Source organism: Rhizobium sp. RU35A, from assembly GCF_900156005.1.
In the GTDB taxonomy this organism is placed as follows: Bacteria; Pseudomonadota; Alphaproteobacteria; order Rhizobiales; family Rhizobiaceae; genus Neorhizobium; species Neorhizobium straminoryzae.
Genome location: NZ_FTMR01000011.1, coordinates 151,511 through 175,525 on the forward strand (window position 1 = coordinate 151,511; position 24,015 = coordinate 175,525).

Annotated in this window: 20 protein-coding genes and 1 other RNA gene; 14 read left to right on the forward strand and 7 right to left on the reverse strand. The window is 65.3% G+C overall.

Features of this window, described 5'->3' with window-relative positions:
- Positions 1–22: 22 nt before the first annotated feature.
- From ffs to F3H95_RS21720, 3 genes are all read left to right on the forward strand, one after another.
- An RNA gene (ffs, locus tag F3H95_RS21710) (signal recognition particle sRNA small type) lies at positions 23–119 on the forward strand.
- 84 nt (positions 120–203) lie between these two features.
- Positions 204–2,111 carry a DNA polymerase III subunit gamma/tau gene (locus tag F3H95_RS21715; protein WP_149747533.1) on the forward strand — a complete coding sequence of 636 codons (1,908 nt, stop codon included), beginning with the start codon at positions 204–206 and terminating at the stop codon, positions 2,109–2,111.
- Between the two features lie 32 nt (positions 2,112–2,143).
- Positions 2,144–2,467 (forward strand): YbaB/EbfC family nucleoid-associated protein, encoded by a 324-nt coding sequence (locus tag F3H95_RS21720; RefSeq protein ID WP_143124249.1) that lies wholly within the window; start codon positions 2,144–2,146, stop codon positions 2,465–2,467.
- A 60-nt stretch (positions 2,468–2,527) separates the two neighbouring features.
- On the opposite strand, the gene F3H95_RS21725 is transcribed toward F3H95_RS21720, so the two are convergent.
- Entirely contained in the window at positions 2,528–3,139 is a 612-nt protein-coding gene (locus F3H95_RS21725) for an MOSC domain-containing protein (protein WP_149747534.1), read from the reverse strand.
- Between the two features lie 56 nt (positions 3,140–3,195).
- Between F3H95_RS21725 and recR the strand changes: the two genes are divergently transcribed.
- Positions 3,196–3,801: a recombination mediator RecR gene (gene recR / locus F3H95_RS21730; RefSeq protein ID WP_143124251.1), complete on the forward strand. Its 606-nt coding sequence runs from the start codon at positions 3,196–3,198 to the stop codon at positions 3,799–3,801.
- Positions 3,802–4,142: 341 nt separating this feature from the next.
- Positions 4,143–5,345 carry a lytic murein transglycosylase gene (locus F3H95_RS21735; protein WP_244618105.1) on the forward strand — a complete coding sequence of 401 codons (1,203 nt, stop codon included), beginning with the start codon at positions 4,143–4,145 and terminating at the stop codon, positions 5,343–5,345.
- A gap of 100 nt (positions 5,346–5,445) precedes the next feature.
- Here the strand turns inward: F3H95_RS21735 and F3H95_RS21740 are convergent, their stop codons facing one another.
- Both F3H95_RS21740 and F3H95_RS21745 read right to left on the reverse strand, forming a co-directional pair.
- Positions 5,446–5,901 (reverse strand): GNAT family N-acetyltransferase, encoded by a 456-nt coding sequence (locus F3H95_RS21740; RefSeq protein WP_149747536.1) that lies wholly within the window; start codon positions 5,899–5,901, stop codon positions 5,446–5,448.
- 15 nt (positions 5,902–5,916) lie between these two features.
- Entirely contained in the window at positions 5,917–7,557 is a 1,641-nt protein-coding gene (locus F3H95_RS21745; RefSeq protein ID WP_143124254.1) for an MFS transporter, read from the reverse strand.
- 247 nt (positions 7,558–7,804) lie between these two features.
- Between F3H95_RS21745 and rimP the strand changes: the two genes are divergently transcribed.
- From rimP to F3H95_RS21785, 8 genes are all read left to right on the forward strand, one after another.
- Positions 7,805–8,395 (forward strand): ribosome maturation factor RimP, encoded by a 591-nt coding sequence (gene rimP, locus F3H95_RS21750; protein WP_143124255.1) that lies wholly within the window; start codon positions 7,805–7,807, stop codon positions 8,393–8,395.
- A gap of 67 nt (positions 8,396–8,462) precedes the next feature.
- On the forward strand, positions 8,463–10,085 hold the full coding sequence (nusA, locus tag F3H95_RS21755) for a transcription termination factor NusA (protein ID WP_149747537.1): 1,623 nt from the start codon (positions 8,463–8,465) through the stop codon (positions 10,083–10,085).
- Entirely contained in the window at positions 10,082–10,759 is a 678-nt protein-coding gene (locus F3H95_RS21760) for an RNA-binding protein (RefSeq protein ID WP_143124257.1), read from the forward strand. The genes nusA and F3H95_RS21760 overlap by 4 nt, the downstream gene beginning before the upstream one ends.
- A 102-nt stretch (positions 10,760–10,861) precedes the next feature.
- On the forward strand, positions 10,862–13,651 hold the full coding sequence (infB, locus tag F3H95_RS21765) for a translation initiation factor IF-2 (RefSeq protein WP_149747538.1): 2,790 nt from the start codon (positions 10,862–10,864) through the stop codon (positions 13,649–13,651).
- Positions 13,652–13,980: 329 nt separating this feature from the next.
- A complete protein-coding gene (gene exbB / locus F3H95_RS21770) occupies positions 13,981–15,138 on the forward strand; it encodes a tonB-system energizer ExbB (RefSeq protein WP_149747539.1) in 1,158 nt (385 codons plus the stop codon).
- A 3-nt stretch (positions 15,139–15,141) separates the two neighbouring features.
- Entirely contained in the window at positions 15,142–15,606 is a 465-nt protein-coding gene (exbD, locus tag F3H95_RS21775; RefSeq protein ID WP_149747540.1) for a TonB system transport protein ExbD, read from the forward strand.
- Positions 15,603–16,580: a TonB family protein gene (locus tag F3H95_RS21780; RefSeq protein ID WP_149747541.1), complete on the forward strand. Its 978-nt coding sequence runs from the start codon at positions 15,603–15,605 to the stop codon at positions 16,578–16,580. The genes exbD and F3H95_RS21780 overlap by 4 nt, the downstream gene beginning before the upstream one ends.
- A 218-nt stretch (positions 16,581–16,798) precedes the next feature.
- Entirely contained in the window at positions 16,799–17,788 is a 990-nt protein-coding gene (locus tag F3H95_RS21785) for an Ldh family oxidoreductase (protein ID WP_149747542.1), read from the forward strand.
- 60 nt (positions 17,789–17,848) lie between these two features.
- On the opposite strand, the gene F3H95_RS21790 is transcribed toward F3H95_RS21785, so the two are convergent.
- From F3H95_RS21790 to F3H95_RS21805, 4 genes are all read right to left on the reverse strand, one after another.
- A complete protein-coding gene (locus F3H95_RS21790; protein ID WP_149747543.1) occupies positions 17,849–19,246 on the reverse strand; it encodes an ABC transporter permease in 1,398 nt (465 codons plus the stop codon).
- Positions 19,243–19,932, reverse strand: a complete 690-nt coding sequence (locus F3H95_RS21795; protein ID WP_149747567.1) for an ATP-binding cassette domain-containing protein — start codon at positions 19,930–19,932, stop codon at positions 19,243–19,245. Before F3H95_RS21795 ends, F3H95_RS21790 begins: the two co-directional genes overlap by 4 nt.
- Position 19,933: 1 nt before the next feature.
- Complete coding sequence (locus tag F3H95_RS21800) at positions 19,934–20,404, reverse strand: hypothetical protein (RefSeq protein WP_143124265.1); 471 nt, start codon at positions 20,402–20,404, stop codon at positions 19,934–19,936.
- 107 nt (positions 20,405–20,511) lie between these two features.
- Positions 20,512–22,251, reverse strand: coding sequence for an alkaline phosphatase (locus F3H95_RS21805; protein ID WP_143124266.1), 1,740 nt, complete (start codon positions 22,249–22,251; stop codon positions 20,512–20,514).
- A 415-nt stretch (positions 22,252–22,666) separates the two neighbouring features.
- Between F3H95_RS21805 and F3H95_RS21810 the strand changes: the two genes are divergently transcribed.
- Positions 22,667–23,290 (forward strand): ribonuclease D, encoded by a 624-nt coding sequence (locus F3H95_RS21810; protein ID WP_143124267.1) that lies wholly within the window; start codon positions 22,667–22,669, stop codon positions 23,288–23,290.
- Positions 23,291–24,015: the final 725 nt, after the last annotated feature.

Genomic DNA, 24,015 nt, shown 5'->3' on the forward strand with positions numbered 1-24,015 from the left:
GAAACGACGATATGTCCCCTCGGGAGGTTGGTGGTGGACGAGCCACTCGCCAACCGGGTCAGGTCCGGAAGGAAGCAGCCCTAACGAGCCAGGCACGGGTCGCCGTGCCAGCCTCCCACCTTCTATTCTTCGATGGTCAGCTTCCGGTCCGGCCGCAAGGCTGGCCAAAGGCTGCCATAGCCGATTGAGGCTCGCGGGACTTGATGAGCGACACCGGGCTGACAGTTTCGGACACGACATCGACGGGTGGCACGGGCTACCGGGTTCTGGCGCGCAAGTACCGGCCCAAGGATTTCTCGGACCTGATGGTCGGCCAGGAGCCGATGGTCCGCACCCTCACCAATGCCTTCGAGACGGGTCGCATCGCGCAGGCCTACATGCTGACCGGCGTGCGCGGCGTGGGCAAGACGACCACCGCCCGCATTCTCGCCCGCGCGCTGAACTACAAGACCCCCGAGATCGACCGTCCGACCATCGACCTGCGGATTCCCGGCGAACACTGTCAGGCGATCATGGAAGGCCGCCATGTCGACGTGATCGAGATGGACGCCGCCTCGCATACCGGCATCGACGACATCCGCGAGATCATCGAGCAGGTGCGCTACCGTCCGGTTTCGGCGCGCTACAAGGTCTATATCATCGACGAAGTGCACATGCTCTCGACGCAGGCCTTCAACGGCCTCCTGAAGACGCTGGAAGAGCCGCCGGAGCATGTGAAGTTCATCTTCGCCACCACCGAAATCCGCAAAGTCCCGATCACGGTGCTGTCGCGCTGCCAGCGTTTCGATCTGCGCCGCATCAGCGCCGCCGATCTGGTCGGCCTGTTTTCCGCCATCCTCGGCAAGGAAGGCATCGGCTTCGAAGCGGAAGCGCTGGCGATGGTCGCACGCGCTGCCGAAGGCTCCGCCCGTGACGGTCTGTCGCTGCTCGACCAGGCAATCGCCCATGGCGGCGGTGCCGTTCAGGTGGAGACCGTGCGCGGCATGCTGGGCCTTGCCGACCGCGCCCGCATCGTCGATCTGTTCGAACATGTGGTGAGAGGCGACGTAACGGCGGCGCTGCAGGAATTTGCTGCGCAATACGAGGCCGGGGCCAATCCGGTCGTCGTCCTGACCGATCTCGCCGACTTCACCCATCTCGTCACCCGGATAAAATACATCCCCGAGGCCGGCGACGACCCGTCGCTGAGCGAGGTCGAGCGCGTGCGCGGTGCCGAGTTTGCCGCAACGGTCGCGGTCACCACGCTGTCGCGCATGTGGCAGATGCTGCTGAAGGGCATTCCGGAAGCCGAGAACGCCGCCCGTGCAGCGGGGGCCGCCGAGATGGTGCTGATCCGCCTCACCCATGCCGCCCACCTGCCCTCGCCGGAAGATGCCGCGCGTCGCGTCGCCGACCTGCTGAACGGCGGTGGCGAGGCCGGCGCCTTGGCCCCGGCATCCGGCAATGGCGGCGCCCGCGCCAGCCTTGGTGCTCCGCCGGTGACGGCGCGGGGACCGGAGAGCGGTGCGCCCGCGCCGCGCATGGCCGCCAATGGCGCTTCGGGTGGGCCGACCACCATGCTCGCCGCCGTTCCCTCCACGCCGCAGCCAATGACGCTCGGTCGTACGGAAGAACGTGCGGCACCACAGGCCGCTCCGACCGCAGCTCCGGCGCCAAAAGTTCCGGTCACCTCGCTCGCCGACATTGCCGATCTCTGCGCCAAGAACCGCGATCCGAAGCTGAAGGCCCTGCTGCGCAGCTTCGTGCGGCTGGTCCGCATCGATCCCGGCCGGCTGGAGATCAACCTGCCGCCGGATGCGCCGAAAAGCATTGTCGGCGACCTGCAGCGCCGGCTGGAGGAATGGACCGAAACCCGCTGGATGGTGATTCTCAGCCGTGAGAAGGGTTCGCCGACGCTCGCCGAGGTGGAAAGCGAAGCCCGCGAGGCGCGCCTCACCGATGCCCGCGCCGATCCCGACGTCGCCGCCATCCTCGCCCAGTTTCCGGGCGCCCGCATCACCGACGTGCGCATCCGCGTCACCGAGGAGGACGAGGCCGAGGAGATCAAGCCACCGGCCACCATCGAGACGGACGAGGGCGACATCCTGCCCGGCGACGACATCGAATTCTGACACCCGACACGACGAGACGAAGGAGCGACCCGATGCGCGACATCATGGGCATGATGGGCAAGGTCAAGGAAATGCAGGCCAAGATGGAGAAGGCGCAGCAGGAAATTGCCGCGCTTGAGGTCGAAGGCAAGGCCGGCGGTGGCCTGGTGACGGTGATCCTGAGTGGCAAGGGCGAGTTGCGCGGCCTGAAGATCGACCCGTCGCTGTTCAAGGAAGACGAGGTGGAAATCCTCGAAGACCTGATCGTCGCCGCCCACAAGGACGCCAAGGACAAGAGCGAAGCCCAGGCGCAGGAAAAGATGGCGGCGCTGACGGCCGGCCTGCCGCTACCGCCCGGCATGAAGCTGCCGTTCTGAGCCGGTTCGAGGCCCTCTGAGATTGCAAGCCCGCGCGCGCTTCGGCCTGCGCGCCGGCCATCATCCGGCGATCAGCGCGCGCAGCCGCTCGCCGATCGGCAAGGAAAGGTAGCGGCTGCGGTCCTCGTCCGAGAGCCGTCCCGGGCGAAGATGCAGCAGTTCCGGCATGGTGACCGACGGCCCGGCAAAGGGCTGACAGGTCACCGCATCGCCCGCCTGCAACAGGCCCTGCCGCAGCACGCGGCAATAGAAGCCGGGGCGCGCCACCGCATTGAAACGCCGGGCAAAATGCGGATCCCCCATGCGCTCGGACAGCGTGGAACAGGGCGTGCGCGTCGCCGTCACCTCCAGCAGAACCTCCGCCGTCTCGAAACGGTCTCCGACGCGGATGCTGCGGCTATCCACCCCCTCGATGATCAGGTTTTCACCAAAGGTGCCGGGCGGCAGCGTCATGCCGAGTTCCGCCTCCCAGGCGGAGAGATCCACCGAGCCGAGGCCATAGACGGCCTGGTCGGGGCCGCCGTGATGCTTGCGGTTACAGATCGAATCGCCGACGAGCCCGTGCCGGTCGACCAGCACCGCCGCCGTGACCTCTGCCTTGCGAATGCCGGTTTTCGCGGATTTGCCGGGTAGTTTCCCGGCCTGGCCGATGCAGATGGCGGTGACTTTCATGCCGGGCGCTCCAAAGTCGGATTCCGTTCCGGCCTCTTATGCTCTAAAAGCGGCGCATGGCAAAACGCGTTACCGGTCCCGAAATCGAAAAACTGATCCAGCTGCTCGCCAAGGTGCCGGGGCTCGGCCCCCGTTCGGCACGGCGGGCGGCGCTGCACCTGATCAAGAAGCGCGAACAGCTGATGGGGCCGCTCTCGGTCGCCCTCGGCGAGGCCTATGACAAGGTCAAGGTCTGCTCGCGCTGCGGCAATGTCGATACCAGCGACCCGTGCACGGTCTGCACCGACGATCGCCGCGACCAGTCGGTGATCATCGTGGTGGAGGATGTCTCCGACCTCTGGGCGCTGGAACGGGCCGGTGCCATGAACGCCGCCTATCACGTGCTGGGCGGAACGCTGTCGCCGCTCGATGGCGTCGGGCCGGACGATCTCAACATCAAGGGTCTGATCACCCGCGTCAGCGAGGGCGGCGTGCGGGAAATCATCCTGGCGGTCAATGCCACGGTGGAAGGCCAGGCGACCGCGCACTACATCACCGACCGTCTGTCCGATCTTCCGGTGAAGATCACCCGGCTGGCGCATGGCGTGCCGGTGGGGGGCGAGCTGGACTATCTGGACGAGGGAACGCTCACGGCGGCGCTGAGGGCGCGCACGGCGATATGAGGGTGACAGGAGGAGGCGATAGGTTGACAGGGCTTCTTCGGAACATTTTCACCCGACGGCATGACACTTCCGGATCGTCGGTGGACATGGACAGATCCGCGAGATTCCCCCTCTCCTTGAGTGGAACGACGACTGGATGGGTCACAAAGACCCCTCCCCAACCCCTCCCCACAAGGGGGAGGGGCTTAACCTGCCGCGATCTCGTCGCCTTGATCGGGGCATGGCGGGGCCGCAGGTCTTCTCCCCCCTTGTGGGAGAGATGGCCGGCAGGCCAGAGGGGGATTGGGTGGGGGACTGTGTCATTCAGCAGCAAGCTTCTCTCCGCCTTTGCCCTCGCTACGCTGACCACCCTCCCCGCCCTCGCGGCCTCCTCCAGATCCGAGGTGGAGGCGCAGTTCCGCAGCTGGATCAGCCGCGATCTCACCCCCGATGCCCGCAAGGCCGGTGTCTCTCAGGCGACGATCGACAGCGCCTTTCGCGGCATTCGTCTGAACTGGAGCCTGCCGGATCTCGTGCCGCCCGGCACGACGCCCCCGAAGGAACAGGATCAGAGCCAGGCGGAATTCTCCTCGCCAGGCGCCTATTTTTCCGAAACGCGGCTGCAGGCGCTGGCAGCGACCGGCCGGATGCTGGCCGAAACGCATGCGGCGACGCTGCGCCAGGTGGAGCGCACCTATGGGGTGCCGGGCGCGGTGGTCCTTGCCATCTGGGGCCGAGAAACCGGCTATGGCCGCGCGAAGCTTCCCTATCCGGCGATCGAGGTTCTCGCGACCAAGGCCTTCATGTCGACCCGCAAGGCGATGTTCCGCGCCGAACTGATCGATGCGCTGCGCATCCTCCAGCATGGCGACGTGGCGCCGGGGCGGATGATGGGATCCTGGGCCGGCGCGCTTGGCCAGCCGCAGTTCATGCCCTCCAGCTATGCCCGCTATGCGGTGGATTTCGATGGCGACGGCCGCGCCGACATCTGGGATTCAGTGCCGGACACGCTGGGCTCGATCGCGCATTATCTTGCGCTGAAGGGCTGGCAGCGCGGCCGCGACTGGGGTTTCGAAGTGTCGATCCCGGCCGCTGTGTCCTGTGCGCAGGAAGGGCCGGATCTCGCGAAACCGATTGCCGCCTGGGCCGCGATGGGGATTGCCCGCACCTCCGCAAAACCCTTTCCCGCCCATGAGGCCAGGGTGGAGGGCATGATGCTGGTGCCCGCCGGCCGCAACGGGCCGGAATTCATCGTCACGCCGAATTTCTACGTGCTGAAGGAATACAACAATTCCGACCTCTACGCGCTCTTCATCGGCAATCTGGCCGACCGGATCGCCTATGGCGCCGGCGCCTTCGACGGTGGCTGGGGGCCGGTCGGCAAGATGCGCCGCTCGGATGTGCTCGCCATGCAGACGGCGCTGCAGGCCAAGGGCTATGACGTGGGCAAGGCCGATGGTCTTGCCGGCTTCAAGACCCGCCGCTCGCTCGGCGACTGGCAGGCAAAGAACGGGTTTTCACCGACCTGCTTTCCAGACGAAGGCCTGAAGGCAAAACTGCGCTAGGGTCATTCCCGCGAAAGCGGCAACCGGTTTCGCCCCTGCAACTGAATAGGAAACAAAAAGATGGAACGTCACCGGCGATCCCGCTTTCGCCGGAAGCGCTCTACAGGTTCAGCTTGAAGCCCTCATGCGTCGCCTCGAAGCCGAGGGATTCATAGAAGTGCAGCGCCTCGTCGCGGCGCTTGTCGGAGGTGAGCTGCACGAGGCCGCAGCCGCGCTTGCGGCATTCCTCGATGGCCCAGCCGATCATGAGGCGGCCGAGCCCGCCGCCGCGTTCGCCGCTGGCGATCCGCACGCTTTCGATCTGGCCGCGCCAGAGACCCAGCCGGGAAAGGCCGGGAATGAAGCTCACCTGCAGGCAGCCGATCACCGCCCCATCCGCGCGGACGACCACGGCCAGCAGCTGGTTGGGATCCGCGTCGATGGCGGCGAAGGCCGCCTCGTAGCGGCTGTCGACGGGATCGGACACCACCTCGCGGGAAAGACCCAGCGCATCGTCAGCCAGCATGGCGACGATGGCGCCAAGGTCCCGGTGCGCTGCCTTTCGTATCTCGACCATCTGCCGCCCCTGCCCTCAGTGATGAAGATCGATGGATGTCTTGTGGAAGATGTCGTCGCCGGCATCGCGCGGCGGAATGGCCTGGCGCTCGATCATGCGGTGGACGCGCGGCCCCTCTTCCCCGGCATGCAGGGCGCGGATGCGGGTCCACACTTCGGAATCAGCCTGGGTGCGGCGCTGGTTGTGGCGCACGTAATCCGCCCAGGTGGCGGTGTGATAGGTTTCCGTCCAGATGTCCGGGTTTTCCAGATCGCGCAGCAGCGCCCACTGGCGGGCGCCGTCGCGGATGCGGATGCGCCGGCGCTCCGACATCAGCGCCAAAAATTCCGGCACGTTCTCCTCGCGGATCACGTAATCGATGAGGAGAACGATGGGACCGCTGCGCGGCTGCAGATCAAGGCGGAGCGACGGTTCGCGGAACGTGTTGACCGGATCGAGGTTGAGGGTCTCGAGCGAAGGCAGCGCGAACTTCCAGCCGATGGCTGCGCCGAGCACCATGGCAAGGCTCGCCAGCATCAGCGCGGTGGCCACGCCGTGGTCTTCCGCCAGCCGGCCCCAGAGCCAGCTGCCGACCGCGACGCCGCCGAAGGCCGCGGTCTGATAGAAGGAGAGCGCACGCCCGACCACCCAGCGCGGCGTCGACAACTGCACCGTGGTGTTGAACAGGGACAGCGCCAGTACCCAGCAGGCCCCGGGAATGAGCAGAACGGCCGAGGTCAGCAGGGTGGATGTGGAGAGAGCCGCCACGACCGCGCTCACGCCGAAGCCGGCAAAGGCGATCCGGACGATCATTTCGCTGGAGAACAGTTCCCGCAGTCTCGCATTGAGAAGTGCTCCGCCAATGGCCCCGATGCCGAAGGCGCCCAGCATGAAGCCGTAGGTCAGCGGACCGCCGGCCACCAGATCGCGCGCGACGAGCGGCAGAAGCGCCAGGATGGCGCTGGCCGACAGGCCGAACAGCGCGGAGCGGAACAGCACGTTGACCAGCTTCGGCGACATCGCCACATAGCCGAAGCCGGCCGAGAGCGCCCGCCCCAGCGTTTCGCGCGGCAGCTTGCTCGCAGGCACCTCCGACTGCCAGCGGATCAGCGCATAGATCAGCGCCAGATAGCTGACGGCATTGGCGGCAAAGGCGGCGGCGGCCCCGAAAGCCGCCACGATCGCCCCGCCGATCGCGGGCCCGAGGCTGCGGGTGATGTTGAAGCCGACGCTGTTCAGCGTGACGGCCGCCGGCAGGATGGCGCGCGGAACCATGTCGCCGACGGAGGCTTGCCACGAGGGGTTGTTAAGGGCCGTGCCGCAACCGATCAAAAAGGTGAAGGCGAGAAGCAACCACGGGTCGAGCCAGCCGAAGAAGGCAAAGACAGTGAGCAGCACCGAGACGGCGAGCATGAAGCCCTGAGCTGCCAGCATGATGCTGCGCCGGTTGAAGTTGTCGGCGAGCGCACCTGCTACCAGCGAAAACAGCATGATGGGCAGCGCCGTGGAGGACTGCACCAGCGCCACCATGTTTTCCGAGCGGGAAATTGCCGTCATCATCCAGGCAGCACCCACGGACTGGATCAGTCCGCCGAAATTGGAGGCGATGCTGGCGATCCAGATGGTGCGGAATGTCTGGTGGCCGAATGGCGCCAGGGGGGAAACCCGCTCGGGCACGGTGGACCTCGCTGTGATTCATGTCGATGCCTAAACTAGTCGTGGCGGCGGTGGCGGCAAGCGGAAATCCGGCCTTGCCGGGCCCACCCCGGCAAGGCCTTGCAATCGGCGGGTTTAGCGCGTATATGAACCGTAAATTCTTGATCGTCAGATGAAGAGTGGGCCCGCGAAGGACCCGCTCTTTTTTATTAGGCGGTCAGGCCAACGGAACTTCATCGCCGGGACGGCGACCACGCCGAAAGACCATATGCAGGACAGCCAGAAGGAACCGCGTCTCATCGTCGAGACGGGTCTCGACCTCAGGATCGCGGAAATCATCGAGCCCACTCTGGAGGCGATGGATTTTCGCCTTGTCCGGGTGCGGCTTCTCAACCAGAACGGTCTGACGCTGCAGATCATGTGCGAGCGCAACGACGGCACCATGACCGTGGAAGACTGCGAAGCGGTCTCCATGGCGGTTTCGCCGGTTCTCGATGTGGAAGATCCGATCGATAAGGCGTATCATCTGGAAGTGTCCTCGCCGGGAATCGACCGGCCGATGGTGCGCAAGTCCGATTTCGTCCGCTGGAGCGGGCATCTGGTGAAGTGCGAGACCTCCGTCCTGCTCGATGGCCGCAAGCGTTTCCGCGGCAAGATCGCCGAGACGGACGAGAACGGCTTTACGCTGGAGCGCGACCAGGTTGCCTACGGCGAAGAACCGCGCGTGACCGTTCCCTATGCGGCGCTGGCGGAAGCCAAGCTGATCCTGACGGACGACCTGATCCGGGATGCGTTGCGCGCCGACAAGCTGGCCAAGGCGGAAGCCGCCAACCAGAACGACGAAGCCGACGAAGACTGAACAGACCCCATTTTGCCCGCCGCAACCCGGCCGGCAGCAGACATTCGATCTACGGAGACCGACAACAATGGCAGTGAGTGCGAACCGGCTTGAACTTCTGCAGATCGCAGATGCAGTGGCGCGCGAAAAAGTCATCGACCGCGAGATCGTTCTGGCCGCGATGGCCGATGCGATCCAGAAGGCGGCCCGCTCCCGTTACGGCACGGAGAGCAATATCCGCGCCGACATCAATTCCAAGACCGGCGAAATCCGCCTGCAGCGTCTGCTGGAAGTGGTCGAACAGGCCGAGGATTACAACACCCAGATCCCGCTGCTTCTGGCCCGCGACCGCAATGTCGATGCCAAGATCGGCGACTTCATTGCCGATCCGCTGCCGCCGATGGATTTCGGCCGTATCGCCGCCCAGTCGGCCAAGCAGGTCATCGTGCAGAAGGTGCGCGAAGCCGAGCGTGACCGCCAGTATGACGAGTTCAAGGACCGCGTCGGCGAAATCGTCAACGGCACCGTCAAGCGCGTCGAATACGGCAACGTGATCGTCGATCTCGGCCGTGGCGAAGGCATCATCCGCCGCGACGAGATGATCCCGCGCGAAAACATGCGCTATGGCGATCGCGTCCGCGCCTATGTCTACGACGTGCGTCGTGAACAGCGCGGTCCGCAGATCTTCCTGTCGCGTACCCATCCGCAGTTCATGGTGAAGCTGTTCACCATGGAAGTGCCGGAAATCTACGACGGTATCATCCAGATCAAGTCGGTGGCCCGCGATCCGGGTTCGCGCGCCAAGATCGCCGTCATCTCGAACGATTCGTCGATCGATCCGGTCGGCGCCTGCGTCGGTATGCGCGGCTCCCGCGTTCAGGCCGTCGTCGGCGAACTGCAGGGCGAAAAGATCGACATCATTCCGTGGTCGGCCGATCCGGCCTCCTTCATCGTCAACGCACTGCAGCCGGCGGAAGTGGCCAAGGTCGTTCTCGACGAAGATGCAGAACGCATCGAAGTGGTGGTTCCGGATGAGCAGCTGTCGCTCGCCATCGGCCGTCGCGGCCAGAACGTGCGTCTCGCTTCGCAGCTGACCGGCTGGGACATCGACATCATGACGGAGGCCGAGGAATCGGAACGCCGCCAGAAGGAATTCAACGAGCGCACCAACCTGTTCATGGACGCCCTCGACGTCGACGAGATGGTCGGCCAGGTTCTCGCCTCCGAAGGTTTTGCCCAGGTGGAAGAACTTGCCTATGTCGATCTCGACGAGATCTCCTCGATCGACGGCTTCGATGACGACACCGCCAACGAGATCCAGACCCGCGCCCGCGAATATCTCGACCGTCTCGAGGCGGAAATGGATGCCAAGCGCCGCGAACTCGGCGTTGCCGACGAACTGCGCCAGATCGAGGGCCTGACCGGCAAGATGCTGGTGGCGCTCGGCGAGGACGGCATCAAGACGGTGGAAGACTTTGCCGGCTGCGCCGCCGACGACCTGATCGGCTGGACCGAACGCAAGGACGGCGAGACGAAGAAGTACGAAGGCATCTTCTCCAAGTTCGACGTATCCCGCGTGGAAGCCGAGACCATGATCGTGCAGGCCCGTCTGCTGGCCGGCTGGATCACCGAAGAGGATCTGGCCCGCGAACAGGCCGATGAGGCCGGGGAAGCGGTTGACGAGGAGGCGGATGCCGCTGCCGAACAATGATCGCGGCGCCCGAGCATGACGCGGACGACGAGGATCTCGTGGTGAACGATCGCACCTGCATCGTCACCCGTGAGGCGACCGATCCGGCGGACCTCATCCGCTTCGTCGCGGGGCCTGATGGCCAGGTGGTGCCGGATCTGAAACGCCAGCTGCCGGGCCGCGGTTGCTGGATCCGGGCCGAACGTGGCCTGGTCGAGCGGGCGGTTCAGCGCAAGCTGTTCTCGCGGGCACTGAAGATGGAGGCCAAGGCCTCCGCCGAGCTTGTCGACCTCGTCGACCGCCTTCTGGTGGCCGACATGGTGGGCATGATGAACATGGCGCGCAAGGCGGGCCAGTTCATCTCCGGCGCCATGAAAGTGGATGCCGCCATTCGTGGCGGCGAGGCCGTTGGTGTGTTTCATGCGGCCGATGCCGCAGCCGACGGCGTGCGAAAGATTGACCAGGCCCGCAAGGCCTGGAGGCTCGGGACAGAGGCCGAGGAGGACATTCCCTCCTTCCGGCTTCTGACTGCGGCCGAAATGGACGAACTGATGGGCCAGAATGCTTTTATCCATGCCGCGGCGCTTGCCGGACAGGCGGGTGAGGGTGTAGTGAAGCGCGCAACCAAGCTCGAAACGTACCGCACTGGCGGTCACTCCGGAGCGAATGGCGGCGCTGGCCGGTCAAGGACATGACGCGGTTACCGGCAATCGCCGGCTGCCGCATTGGAAGACATGTATTGAACGACAGGATCTGATGGTTGCCATCTCTGTTCCTGTCGGAAGGAACAGGAACGGATGACCGACAGTAAAGACGACAAGACACTCAGCGTTACGGGCAAGAAGACCCTCACCCTGAAGCCCTCAGGGATGGCCCAGGGTACCGTACGCCAGGACATGGGTCGCGGTCGCACCAAGGCGGTCGTGGTCGAGACGCGCAAGCGTCGCCCGATCCGCCCGGAAGATGAAAAGCCGATCACGCCGGTGGCAGCCCCTGCCCAGCCGCAGCAGCGCCCGGCAGAGGCAGCAGCGCCGGCTCCGCAGCCGCGCCCGGCCCAGACCACGCCGCCGCCGCGCATCCACCAGCCCAACCAGCAGCAGCGTCCGCAGCAGGGCCAGCGCCCACAGGGCCATCAGGGTCACCAGAACAACCAGGGTCGTCCGCAGCAGCCGCAGCGCCAGCCGGATCGTCCGCGTGGCAATGTCCTGCACGACCTCTCGGCCAGCGAGATGGATGCCCGTCGCCGTGCGCTTGCCGAGGCTCAGGCCCGCGACGTGATCGAAGCCAAGCAGCGCGCCGAAGAGGAAGCGCGCCGCAAGGTCGAGGAAGCGCGCCGCGCTGAAGAGGCCCGCGCAGAGGAAGCCCGCCTGGCTGAGGAAGCCAAGGTTGCCGCCGAAGCGGCCAAGGAGGAAGCTGCCGCCCAGCCGCAGCCGGCAGCAGCCGTCGAACGCCCGGCCGCTGCAGCACAGCCGGCACCGCAACCTGTTGCCGCACGCGCTCCGGACAATCGTCCGCAGCCGCCGCGCCCGGCGGCTCCCGGGGCAGCCCCCGCACCGGCCGGCGTCGCGCCACGCAGCCGCAAGGCATCGGATGACGAGGACGACGATCGCGGTTCCGCCCGTGGCCCGGCCCGCGGCAAGGTGGCGGCTCCCGCTCCTGCCAAGGTTCCGGCCCGCCCGAAGGAAGACGATCGCCGTCGCGGCAAGCTGACGGTCACGACGGCTGACGTGGACGAGGACGGCAACGCCCGTGGCCGTTCGCTGTCGGCCATGCGCCGCCGCCAGGAAAAGTTCCGCCGCAGCCAGATGCAGGAAACCCGCGAAAAGGTCATGCGCGAGGTCATCCTGCCGGAAACCATCACCATTCAGGAACTGTCGCAGCGCATGTCCGAACGCGCCGTCGACGTGATCAAGTACCTGATGAAGGAAGGCCAGATGATGAAGCCGGGCGACGTCATCGACGCCGACCTCGCTGAACTCATCGCCACCGAATTCGGTCATACCGTCAAGCGCGTCTCCGAATCCGACGTTGAAGAAGGCATCTTCAACGTGGCCGACGACGCAGGCGAGCTTCTGCCGCGTCCGCCGGTCGTCACCATCATGGGTCACGTCGACCACGGCAAGACCTCGCTGCTCGATGCGATCCGCAAGGCGAATGTGGTGGCTGGCGAAGCCGGTGGCATCACCCAGCACATCGGCGCCTATCAGGTCGAGCAGAACGGCCAGAAGATCACCTTCATCGACACCCCCGGCCACGCAGCCTTCACGGCCATGCGTGCCCGTGGTGCGCAGGTCACCGACATCGCCATCCTCGTGGTGGCCGCTGATGACAGCGTGATGCCGCAGACGATCGAGTCCATCAACCATGCCAAGGCAGCAGGTGTTCCGATCATCGTGGCGATCAACAAGATCGACAAGCCGACGGCCGACCCGCAGCGCGTTCGCACCGCGCTGCTGCAGCACGAAGTCTTCGTGGAATCCATGGGCGGTGAAACGCTCGACGTCGAAGTCTCGGCCAAGAACGGCCTGAATCTCGACAAGCTCTTGGAAGCCATCCTGCTGCAGGCCGAAGTTCTGGACCTCAAGGCAAACCCGAACCGCACGGCGGAAGGCTCGGTCATCGAAGCCCAGCTCGACCGCGGTCGTGGTGCCGTTGCCACCGTCCTGATCCAGAAGGGCACGCTGAAGCCCGGCCAGATCATCGTTGCCGGCGACCAGTGGGGCCGTGTGCGCGCGCTCGTCAACGATAAGGGCGAACACGTCAAGGAAGCGGGTCCTGCCATGCCGGTCGAGGTTCTCGGTCTGTCAGGTACGCCGGCTGCCGGTGACAAGTTCGCCGTCGTGGAAAACGAAGCCCGTGCCCGCGAAATCTCCGAGTATCGCCAGCGTCTCGCCCGCGACAAGGCGGCAGCCCGCCAGTCCGGTTCGCGCGGTTCGCTGGAACAGATGATGAGCCAGCTGCAGACGTCGGGCATGAAGGAGTTCCCGCTGCTCATCAAGGGCGACGTGCAGGGCTCGATCGAAGCCATTGCCGGCGCGCTGGAAAAGCTCGGCACCGACGAAGTGCGTGCCCGTATCGTCCATTCGGGCGTTGGCGGCGTGACGGAATCGGATATTTCGCTGGCCGAGGCCTCGAATGCCGCCATCATCGGCTTCAACGTCCGCGCCAATGCGCAGGCCCGTACGCTGGCCGAACGCACCGGCACCGAAATCCGCTACTACAACATCATCTACGATCTGGTGGATGACGTGAAGGCAGCGATGTCGGGCCTGCTCTCGCCGGAACGCCGCGAGACCTTCCTCGGCAATGCCGAGATCCTGGAGGTGTTCAACATCACCAAGGTCGGCAAGGTCGCGGGTTGCCGCGTCATCGAAGGCAAGGTGGAGCGCGGTGCAGGCGTGCGCCTCGTTCGCGACAACGTGGTCATCCACGAAGGCAAGCTCAAGACGCTCAAGCGCTTCAAGGACGAAGTCTCCGAAGTGCCGGTCGGTCAGGAATGCGGCATGGCCTTCGAGAACTACGAAGACATCCGCGCCGGCGATACCATCGAGTGCTTCCGCGTGGAACATGTTACCCGTACGCTCTGACGTACGGACAGAGACACCATCCAGCGCCGGGCCCTGTGCCCGGCGTTTTGCATTTCGTCCACTGTAAGCGGGAACCCCGGCACAGGCCTTCGACGGTTGGGTTTCCGGTCCGCGCAATCCAGACGGGCATCGCCTGTCCCGGCAAAACCTGATTAATTCTGCCAGTTTTTCAGCACATTATTCTTGCGAAAATAACTCAAGTTTATTATCGGATAGGCTTGAAACGCATGCGGTGCACCGCCCATGGCCATCACCCGCCGCATTGCGTGCCAGCCGGAACGTGGCTTTGCGGCTGAGCGCCTGCCCGAAAACGTGTCCGGAGTATGCCCATGCCGACCCTTTCGCCCTTGACCGTCCTGTCCTGGACAACCTCGTCCGCGACCGTCCGGAAGGCCGGAAACGAGACGCGTAGCGCATTTTCGCCGACCGCTCTGGTAATCGGTTCAGCGCTCTTCCTGTCGCTCGCCTGCGGCGCTGAGGCGCAGGACCCGACCGCCACCCAGCCGCGCCTGACCGCACCTGCCATATCAACCGAACCCCCACCTGCGGCTGCGCAGCCTTCAGCATCACAGCCCGGTGCGCCGGCACTACAGGACAATGCGGCGATCGGCGACGCCCAGTCTGCAGCCACTGGCGGCGTTGCCGCACCGGAGGCATCGGCTCAAGGTGCCGTGGAGGTGCAGGCGTCCGCGCCCAGCGCGACAGAAGGCGAGACTGCCGGCCTTCTCGAGCAGTTCATGCATCCGGCTCCGCGCAGCGACATTCCCCATGATCTCTCCCCCCTCGGCATGTTCATGGCGGCCCATTGGGTCGTGAAGGGGGTCATGGCCGGTCTGGCGCTTGCCTCGCTGATCACCTGGACGGTGTGGCTTGCCAAGTCGCTGGAGCTTGCCGGTGCGCGCCGCCGCGTCAACGGCGTCATCAAGGCCATCCGCAATGCCCGCACGCTGTCCGAAGCGCTGGCCGCCACCGAGCGGCGCGGTGGCCCGGCGGCGCTGATGCTGCGCGAGGCGGCGCTGGAACTGAAACTCTCCGAAGGCGCTCTGGATTATGCCAACAACAGCGGCGTGAAGGAGCGCGTCTCCTCCTCGCTGTCGCGCATCGAGGCCTTTGCCGGGCGACGCATGATGCGCGGCACCGGCGCGCTTGCCACCATCGGCTCCGTCGGCCCGTTTGTCGGCCTGTTCGGCACCGTCTGGGGCATCATGAATTCCTTCATCGGCATCTCGCAGTCGCAGACCACCAACCTCGCCGTGGTGGCGCCGGGCATTGCCGAAGCGCTGCTTGCCACCGCCATCGGCCTCGTCGCGGCCATTCCGGCGGTGGTGATCTACAACATTTTCGCGCGCGCCATTACCGGCTATCGCCAGCTGCTGGCCGATGCGGCGGCAGGCGTCGAGCGACTGGTCAGCCGCGATCTCGACTTTCGCAAGGTGCCGACCGGCGCGCGCGGCAAGTCGTCCGTCTCGCTGATGGCGGGAGAATAGGCCATGGCCGGCGGCATTCGTGAAGGCAGCGGTGACGACCTGCCGGAAAACCACGAGATCAACGTCACGCCGTTCATCGACGTGATGCTGGTGCTGCTGATCATCTTCATGGTGGCGGCTCCGCTTGCCACCGTGGATGTCAACGTGGACCTGCCGGCCTCGACGGCCAAGCCGGCACAGCGGCCGGACCAGCCGATCTATCTTACCATTAGGCAGGATCTGACGCTCAATCTCGGCAATGATCCGGTCGCCCGCGAGCAGTTGGCGGCGGCGCTCGACCGCACCACCTCCGGCAACAAGGACGCGCGGATCTTCCTGCGCGCCGACAAATCGGTGGGCTATGGCCAGTTCATGGAGGTGATGAACCTGCTGCGGGATGCCGGCTATCTGAAGATCGCGCTGGTGGGCCTTGAAACCCTGCCGGGAGCGGCGATGCCGGCCGGCCAGACGACGGGAGCTGCGCCATGAGCCTGACCGTTCACCGGGGAAGCCGAACGGGCAGGCTCGGCGAGGCCGCCCTCTGGAGCGGGGCTGCCGCCGTGGTGCTCGCCGCCCATATCGCCGCCGCCGCCGTGGCCCTGCGCGAGGAACCGATCGAGGCTGCGGATGCGGCACCGCCCGCCGCCATCATGATCGAACTGGCGCCGGAACCGACGGCTGCCGCGACGGACGAAACACTGGTGTCGCAGGAACTGCAGGATTCGCAGGAGGTGAAAAGCGACAGCATGCAGCCGGTGGAAGAATCGTCGCCGGAAGAGGTTGTCGAGCCGGTCAAGGACACGCCGCCGCCGGAGGAGGTCGTGGAGCAGAAGGAGCCGCCGCCACCGGAAGAGATGGTGGAAGACACACCGCCGCCGGAACCGGTGAAAGAGGTGACCCAGACGATCCCCGAGGAACAGCCGAAGGAGCCGGAACCGGTGGATCCGGTCGTTGAACAGCAGCTTGCCATGCTGGAGAATGTTGAGGTTCCGCTTCCCGTCATCCGTCCGCCGGAACCGGTCGAGGTGAAGGAGGAAGCACCGAAGCCGGAACCGAAGAAGGTGGCGCAGCACGTTCCGCCGAAGCCCAAGCCGCCGGCCGCCAAGGCTGCCCAGCAGGCCAAGGCCGAAGTCCAGCAGGCGGATCGCACCGCCGCCTCTGCCACCGCCGAAAGCGTGGCCGGATCGTCCGTTTCCCCCGCCCGCTGGCAGGCCAAGCTTGCCGCCCATCTGGCCCGCCAGCGCGGAAAATGCCCGGCCACCGGCCGCGGCAGCACCGCCTATGTCACCTTCCGCATCGATGCCGGCGGCAATCTCTCCGCCGTCTCGCTGTCGCGGTCGTCCGGGTTTGCGGATTTCGACGGCTATATGGTCGATCTGGTGCGCCGCGCCTCCCCCGTTCCGCCACCACCGGCGGGAATCGGCGACCGGGTGACCGTGCCACTCGGCTACAAGAACTGCTGAGGGTTTCACGGTCCTGCCGGGCCGGACCTGCTTGGAGTGAGGCGAGGTCAGCACCGCGCGAGCTGTAGGGTCCGCCCCTGCCCTGACCTCGCCACGTCCGGGCGAAGGCGGAGAAAGCGAAAAGCAATTTGCCATCTGCCGGCGATGCTGTAGGGAAAAGGCGATCCGGCCTGCCGCCGCAGGGCTTTGCATGGCCGCCCCGCCCGCAGGAACCGACCATGCATATCAGCCTTTCCGATCTCGAAGCGCGCATTGCCGGCGTCTTCGAAGCCAATGGCGTGACCGCCGCCACCGCTCTTTCCGTTTCACGCGCCCTCGTCGCGGCCGAGGCCGCCGGACAATCCGGTCATGGCCTGCGCCGTGTACTCGCCTATGTCGCGCAGGTGCGCAGCGGCAAGGTGGATGGCAAGGCCGTACCGAAGGCGGTACGGACACGCCCCGGTGTTCTCTCCATCGATGTCGCCTTCGGCTTTGCCTATCCTGCGCTGGACCTGGCGGTCGAGGAACTCGCGCCGCTCGCCCGCCAGCAGGGTATTGCCGCCGCCGCCCTTTACCGCTCCCACCATGCCGGCGTGATGGCACTGACGGTGGAGCGCTTTGCCGAGCAGGGACTGGTGGCGATGATGTTTGCCAATGCGCCGGCCTCCATGGCGCCGTGGGGCGGCAAGCGGCCGCTCTACGGCACCAACCCAATCGCATTTGCCGTGCCGGTGGCAGGCGATGAGCCGATCGTCATCGACCTCGCGCTTTCCAAGGTGGCGCGCGGCAAGGTGATGGCCGCACAGCAGAAGGGCGTGGCGATCCCCGACGACTGGGCGCTCGACAGCGACGGCCGGCCGACCACGGATCCCGATGCGGCACTGAAAGGCACCATGGCGCCGACCGGCGGCGTGAAGGGGGCGGCGCTTGCCTTCATGGTGGAGGCCTTGTCGGCAGCGCTGGCTGGGGCGCTGTTCTCCTATGAGGCAAGCTCCCTGTTCGACGACAAGGGGCCGCCGCCGGCGCTCGGCCAGTATCTCATCGCGATCGACCCGAATGCGGCAACCGGGGGCGGAGCGGCAGAGCGACTGGCCATGCTCGCCACCGAAATGAGCCGGGAAGAGGGTGTGCGCCTGCCCGGACGGCGTGGCCGCAGCCTGCGGCGCATCGCCGCCGACGAGGGACTGACCGTCGAGGACAGCGTGATGGCGGAGATCGCCGCCCTCTGAGCCGTGATTGGAACCGGCAGGCGCATCCCGCGCCTGCCTCCACTCCGGCCTTGCCGCTGATCAGCTGCGCAGCGCCTGCGCCGGCGATTGCCGGTAGGCCATCAGCGCCGGAATGGCGGCAAACACCATGCCGATGGCGAGCAGGATCAGCGCCATGCCGCCATCCTCGGCGGCAAATTCCACCGGCAGGATCACGCCGGTCTGGCGGGTAAAGGCATCGCCAATCAGCCGTGCGGCGAGATAGCCGCCGCCGAAGCCGAGCGCAATCCCGATCAGCACCAGCACGAACAACTCGCTCCAGACGATGCCGAACACCGCCAGACGCGGCGCACCAAAGGCTCGCAACGCGCCGATCTGGCGCCGCCGCTGTGTCACGTGAATCACGCTGACAAGCAGCAGGGCCGCCGCCACCAGCGCCTGCGATCCGGCCGCCACGGCCGAAAGCACCATCTTGGCATCGCCGAGCGTCCCATAAAGCCGCGTCAGCACTTCGCCGGGGAAGACGGCAAGCGTGCCAGCGGTGCGATATTCCTGGCGCAGGCGATAGGCATCGGCAATCGTCTTCGGCTTGACGAGAATGGCCGGCAGGCCGGGCGCCTGATCGGTGAAGGCCTCGTTGAGCGCCCCATCGGGGTCGATATGGCCATGGTGGTGACCATCCCCGTCATGGTCATGCTCGTCATGATCATCCGCGCCATGCTCGCCCGCCTCGTGATGATCGGCATCATGACCGGCCTCGTCATGTCCTGCGACGGCCCCGTCCGCATGCGCTGGCAGATGTGCCGCATCGGCCGCGTGATCCCCGTCCTCGCCGCCAGCGTGATGATCGTCATCATGATCGCCATGATCATCGTGGCCGAGGCCGTGGATGTGCCAGACGGCCTGTACCGGCACCAGAATGGCGCGATCCCAGGGCGTGCCGGTAGGTTTGACGCGGCCGACGACGCGATAGGCGATTTCCGTATGCGTTTCGCCGCCGGTTTCGGCCGTGCCGTGCATCGGCTTGATCTCCGCACCGAGCGGCAGATGCACCGCAGCACCGACGATCGCCTCCCCCTCATGGACAAACAGGCCGCCTTCGGCAAAGCCGGCCGTGGTGCCCTTCACCAGCGCCGTCGTGGTGCCGATGATCGGATAACCCATGAAACTGTCGCCGAAGCCGACAGGCGCTGCCCAGGCGACGCGCGGATCGGCCGCGAGCTTCGCCAGCACCGCGCCCGGCATCAGCGGAAGCGGCGAAGGCTGCAGGAAAACGGAGGAGAGAACGAGCTGCGTCTCGCTGCCGGCAGCCCCGACCACCAGATCGAAACGGTCCGCGGCACGGGCGCTGCCGAGCCGCAAGGCCCGCTCCTGCACGGTAACAGCCACGCCAAGCGCCGTTGCTAGCGCTACCAGAAGCACCAGAACGAAGGCACCGAGCCAGAGCCGGCGCAGATCCGCCAGAACGAAGGAAATCATGCCGCCACCTCGGATGCTGCGTTGTCGGCCACGATACGGCCTGCGGCGAGCGAAAGCCGCCGGTCGAGACGCTCGACCAGCCGCGGATCATGCGATGCGACGATCAGCGTCGAGCGGGTCTCGGCCGCCACCTCCAGCAGGAGATCGCCGACTGCCGCGCCGCTCTCGACATCGAGGCTCGCCGTCGGCTCGTCCGCGATAATGACGCCCGGCCGGCGCAACAGCGCGCGCGCGATCGCCACACGCTGCATTTCGCCGCGCGACATGGTTTCGATGCGCTGGTCCGGTCGCGACAGGTCGACCCGGGCCAAAAGATCATGGGCGCGGGCCAGGATCGCTGCATCGGCGGCACCCGCCAGCCGGGCGGGCAGCAGCACATTGGCCAAAGCGGTCAAACCGGGAAACAGATGAAAATCCTGCATGACGAGCCCGACATTCCGAGCCCGCCAGCGGTCGCGGCCGCTTTCGGAGAGCGGCGCGATGTCGGATGCGTTCCACAGGACACGGCCCTCGCGCACCCGCTCCAGCCCGCTCAGAATATTGAGAAACGTGCTCTTGCCCGAACCCGAGCCGCCGGTGACGGCCAGATGCTGACCGGCAGCGACGTCGAGGCGGTCGATCACCAGTACCGGCTGCTGCAGGTCGGGCACGCGAACGACCAGGTTTTCGATGGAGAGCGTCAGCATGTCACACCGGAGCGTAATGCGCATCGCGCAGCCGGAGCAGGCTTACGAACCCGGTCTCCGGATCGGTCCAGGACCCCGTTTCGAGCCGGCCCGTCACTTCGATCGTCTGGTTGGCCTGGGTGAAGGTCTGGCGGGCGGAGAGATAGACCACGACGATATTGTCCGGCCAGTCGGCATCCGACGAGCAGAAGGGGCAGAGCGACATGGGGATCTCGGTCAGAACGAAAAAGGCCGCTTCGGCCTTCAGCGGCGGCGCCATGAAGCCGCGCATGGAGACGGACTTGCCATCGAGCGCCTTTGTCTTGTCGGAAAACTGGAGTCCGAGCGGCGTGACCTTGCCATAGAGTTCGCCAAAGCCGAGCGTGCTCGCCGCGGCAGCCGCAGGTCGGGCGGTGAGCAGAGAGGGCGCGACCATCGCGAGGCCGGCAAGCACCAGGCGGCGCGACACCGGACGCTGTGGGAGGGTCATCATGATCGGGATCTCCTTCCGTGAAACAGTTCCACCCACCGAGACGGCGGGTGGAATTTCGTCAGGCCGTAAAGGCCGGATCTTTCGACCCGGCACGGGCATCGGCGTGCTTACTTGGCGCCGAGTGCGAAAGTATCGACGAGCACCTTGTAGATGTCGCTTTCTTCCATGTAGCCCTTGAAGCCTTCCGAACCGGGGCCGGTCGCCTGCAGGACGATGTCGTCAACGGCGTGAACCGCGGTGTCGGCCGAACGCGGCAGGTTGCCTTCACGGAAGACGGCGCCCGGAACGTTCTTGTAGGCTTCGTTGGCGACGTACTGCTTCTTCTCGTTCTGCACGGCCGGCTCGAACGGGCCGTCCATCTTCGGACGCCAGGTTTCGTAATAGTCCGGGTAGTTCGAGGAGAAGACAGCCAGACGACGCGACACGTCGACCTTGTCCGGATAGCCGTCGCCGTCCTTGTCTTCGTAGTTCGGGAAGCCGGCATCGGCGTAGGTGCCGACCTTTTCGCGCATGTCGGTGCCCGGCTTTTCGTCATCGATCGTGCCGATGATCGACACGCCGTGCGTGTGGTCGCCGGTGACGACGATCAGCGTGTCCGGGTTCTTCTTCAGGAATTCGAGGCCGAGGCCGACGGCCTGGTCGAATTCGATGGTTTCATACAGGGCGCGGTCCCAGTCCATCGGGTGGGACATCTTGTCGATCGAAGCGCCTTCGACCATCAGGAAGAAGCCTTCCGGATTCTTCGACAGCTTGTCGAGAGCGGCCCTGGTCATGTCGACGAGACCCGGCTGGTTCGGGAACTTTTCGACTGTGCCCTTCTTCAGCTGCAGGCGGTCAAGCACGGTGTCCATGTTGCCGGTGTGGAAGAGGCCGAGAACCTTGTCGCCGTCAGCCTTGGCCAGTTCGTCCTTGGTGGTCGCCAGGGTGTAGCCGGCTTCCTTGAAGAGAGCGATGAAGTCCTTGTCGTCCTTGCGCTTGGAACCGGCAACGGATTTGGGGAGGAAATAGGCAGAGCCACCACCCAGAACGACCTCCGGCTTCACATCGTAGAACATGCCGGCGATCTCGGCCTTGTCGCCACGGGCGCGGGTATGGGCCACGACGGCAGCGGGGGTCGCATCTTCAACTTCGGCAGTCGAGACGACGCCGATCGACTTCTTCGTCGTGCGGCGCAGAGCTTCGGCAATGGTCTCGACCTTCGGGTCGTCCAGCGAGCTCGGGGTGCGGTCAGCATAGACGCCAAGCGCGTTCACGGCGGTCTTGTGGCCGGTCATGTAGGCCGACATGGTGTTGGCCGAGTCGGTCGCGATGGCGTTCGTGGAGGATGTGCCGACGAAGGCCATCCGGTCCAGCGTGTCCATGTTCAGGTGGCCGTTGGCCTTGCCCTCGGTCATGCCCTTGGACATGATGCGGGCGCCGGTGCGGTGCGCGACCGACAAACCATCGCCGAGGAAGAAGATGATGTTCCTGGCCTTCGGGGTTGCCTGCGTGCCGTAGACGTTCCAGGTGACGGACTTCTTCTCGTCACCGGCGGAGACTTCGACCTTGTAGTCGCCGGCCTTGGCGATCTTGACGCCGCGCAGCAGGAGGGCAGAGCCGAGCACCTTGTCTTCCTTGCCCTTTTCTTCGGCAACGAACTTGGCTTCGGCGCCGAGAACGGCCTTGTAGTCCTGGCCGTTGACGGTGATCTTGACATCCTCCGGCTTCACGACCGACTTGAACTCGACCTTGAAGTCGAAGGGAGAACCCGTGAGGATCGTGGCGCGATCGAGCGGATAGACGGTCGCAGCCTGGGCACCGGAAACGAGTGCCGTGGTCGCGACGAGGGCAGCAAAGAGAGTGCGCATGGGTGCCTCGAGAACGTGGTTGTTGGTCACGTCCCGGCTATAGTCACGCGTGATGACATTTGCGTGAAACAGAAATCTCTAAAACAACCCAAGATATGTTATACAGTAACAAAACTGCAAACGAAAAAGCCTGCCGCGGGAGGAGGTGCGGCAGGCTTTTAAACTTGATCGGCAATTGGGAGGAGGAGGAGGTTGCCGATCTCTTCGTAGCGACGCTGGGAGGAGGAGGAGTGCGTCGCTTCGATGCTTGAGATATAGGTGACGCGATTGATTTCAACAAGGGCGCTGCTGCATTGCAGCAATGCGCCTGACGCAAGGCTGCTACCGGATTGCTGTCGATAGCGAGTCAAATAAAGGCATATCCTGCGCGGGTTCTCTGGTTTATAGCGGGCAGACCGAACCGGAAAGAGACGACATGAGCACGATCCGCTATCACGAGGCAGATATCAGCGCAGAGGCGGCCGCCCGCTATCAGGGGGCCATTGCCATCGATACCGAAACGCTTGGGCTGGTCCCGCGCCGGGACCGGCTGTGCGTGGTGCAGCTTTCGCCGGGTGACGGCACGGCCGACGTGATTCGCATTGCCGCCGGACAGAAGGAAGCGCCCAATCTGGTGGCGCTGCTGGCCGATGCCGGCCGCACGAAGATCTTCCATTACGGCCGCTTCGACATTGCCGTTCTCTTCCACACCTTCGGCGTGACCACTGCCTCGGTCTTCTGCACCAAGATCGCCTCGCGGCTGACGCGCACCTACACCGATCGGCACGGCCTGAAGGACAATCTCAAGGAACTGCTGGACATCGACGTTTCCAAGGCGCAGCAGCAATCCGACTGGGCGGCGGAAACCCTGTCACAGGCGCAGCTCGAATATGCCGCCTCCGACGTTCTCCACCTGCATGCCCTGCGCGACAAGCTGACCCAGCGCCTCAAGCGCGATGGCCGCATGGAAATGGCGCAGGCCTGTTTCGACTTCCTGCCGACCCGCGCCAAGCTCGACCTTCTCGGCTGGGAAGAGACCGACATCTTCGCCCACAGCTGAAAGCCGCAACCCGCGGTTAGATTTTTCTTCATCACCTGCCGCCACGCTCCACTCCGGATTCGCGTTTACCCGGGGGAGCGGAGAGCATGCAGGTCACAGAGGGATCATCAACGGGAATGATCGCAGCAGGGCTGATGCAGTCCCTGCTGGACGATCCGCGAGCGCAACGACAGGACGGCGAACGACACTGAGACATCGGCGGACGATGGGGCACAGGACGTCCTGGCCACTCTTGCCGCTGCGGTGGAAACGTCAAGGACCGGAACAGCCCGAGACACCTCGCAGACGACAGGCAGCGCTCAGGACAGGGATAAGGTCTCTGCGACGGGGAAGAACGCCTCCCGTCCGTGGACACCGCGGCAGGCGGAAGAAGACATCGTCCGCACCGACCCCGGTGGCGCGATTCTGGCGGTGTAGCAGGATGAAATCGGCCTCTACCGGCTGCTGAAGCCGAAGACCGCGGAGGCCGCCCCCATTCCCTAAGGCTCGCGCCGTTCTCTGGCCAGATACCGCCGCTTCACATCACCGAGGCCCCGCATCGCAAGTGGGGCAGCGCTCTCCCCTCTCTGACCGATCGTTCAAGTTTTAGGAAAATCTTAAGGTTTCTGCGTCATCGTGGGCCATTCATCGGCATGAAATGTCGCCATGAGGCGCCGCGGCCCATTCGGTCGCTCCTGTGGGTTCCGCGAAGCCGGTCTGTCCTGTCAACCGACAACAGCGTGGAG

Excerpts from the sequence above, each read along its gene's own strand:
- F3H95_RS21800 (WP_143124265.1), bottom strand. The coding sequence starts at position 20,404 with ATGATGACCCTCCCACAGCGTCCGGTGTCGCGCCGCCTGGTGCTTGCC.
- nusA (WP_149747537.1), top strand. The coding sequence starts at position 8,463 with ATGGCAGTGAGTGCGAACCGGCTTGAACTTCTGCAGATCGCAGATGCA.
- exbD (WP_149747540.1), top strand. The coding sequence starts at position 15,142 with ATGGCCGGCGGCATTCGTGAAGGCAGCGGTGACGACCTGCCGGAAAAC.
- F3H95_RS21715 (WP_149747533.1), top strand. The coding sequence starts at position 204 with ATGAGCGACACCGGGCTGACAGTTTCGGACACGACATCGACGGGTGGC.
- infB (WP_149747538.1), top strand. The coding sequence starts at position 10,862 with ATGACCGACAGTAAAGACGACAAGACACTCAGCGTTACGGGCAAGAAG.
- F3H95_RS21795 (WP_149747567.1), bottom strand. The coding sequence starts at position 19,932 with ATGCTGACGCTCTCCATCGAAAACCTGGTCGTTCGCGTGCCCGACCTG.
- recR (WP_143124251.1), top strand. The coding sequence starts at position 3,196 with ATGGCAAAACGCGTTACCGGTCCCGAAATCGAAAAACTGATCCAGCTG.
- rimP (WP_143124255.1), top strand. The coding sequence starts at position 7,805 with ATGCAGGACAGCCAGAAGGAACCGCGTCTCATCGTCGAGACGGGTCTC.
- F3H95_RS21810 (WP_143124267.1), top strand. The coding sequence starts at position 22,667 with ATGAGCACGATCCGCTATCACGAGGCAGATATCAGCGCAGAGGCGGCC.
- F3H95_RS21760 (WP_143124257.1), top strand. The coding sequence starts at position 10,082 with ATGATCGCGGCGCCCGAGCATGACGCGGACGACGAGGATCTCGTGGTG.
- F3H95_RS21780 (WP_149747541.1), top strand. The coding sequence starts at position 15,603 with ATGAGCCTGACCGTTCACCGGGGAAGCCGAACGGGCAGGCTCGGCGAG.
- F3H95_RS21790 (WP_149747543.1), bottom strand. The coding sequence starts at position 19,246 with ATGATTTCCTTCGTTCTGGCGGATCTGCGCCGGCTCTGGCTCGGTGCC.
- F3H95_RS21720 (WP_143124249.1), top strand. The coding sequence starts at position 2,144 with ATGCGCGACATCATGGGCATGATGGGCAAGGTCAAGGAAATGCAGGCC.
- F3H95_RS21740 (WP_149747536.1), bottom strand. The coding sequence starts at position 5,901 with ATGGTCGAGATACGAAAGGCAGCGCACCGGGACCTTGGCGCCATCGTC.
- exbB (WP_149747539.1), top strand. The coding sequence starts at position 13,981 with ATGCCGACCCTTTCGCCCTTGACCGTCCTGTCCTGGACAACCTCGTCC.
- F3H95_RS21785 (WP_149747542.1), top strand. The coding sequence starts at position 16,799 with ATGCATATCAGCCTTTCCGATCTCGAAGCGCGCATTGCCGGCGTCTTC.
- F3H95_RS21725 (WP_149747534.1), bottom strand. The coding sequence starts at position 3,139 with ATGAAAGTCACCGCCATCTGCATCGGCCAGGCCGGGAAACTACCCGGC.
- F3H95_RS21805 (WP_143124266.1), bottom strand. The coding sequence starts at position 22,251 with ATGCGCACTCTCTTTGCTGCCCTCGTCGCGACCACGGCACTCGTTTCC.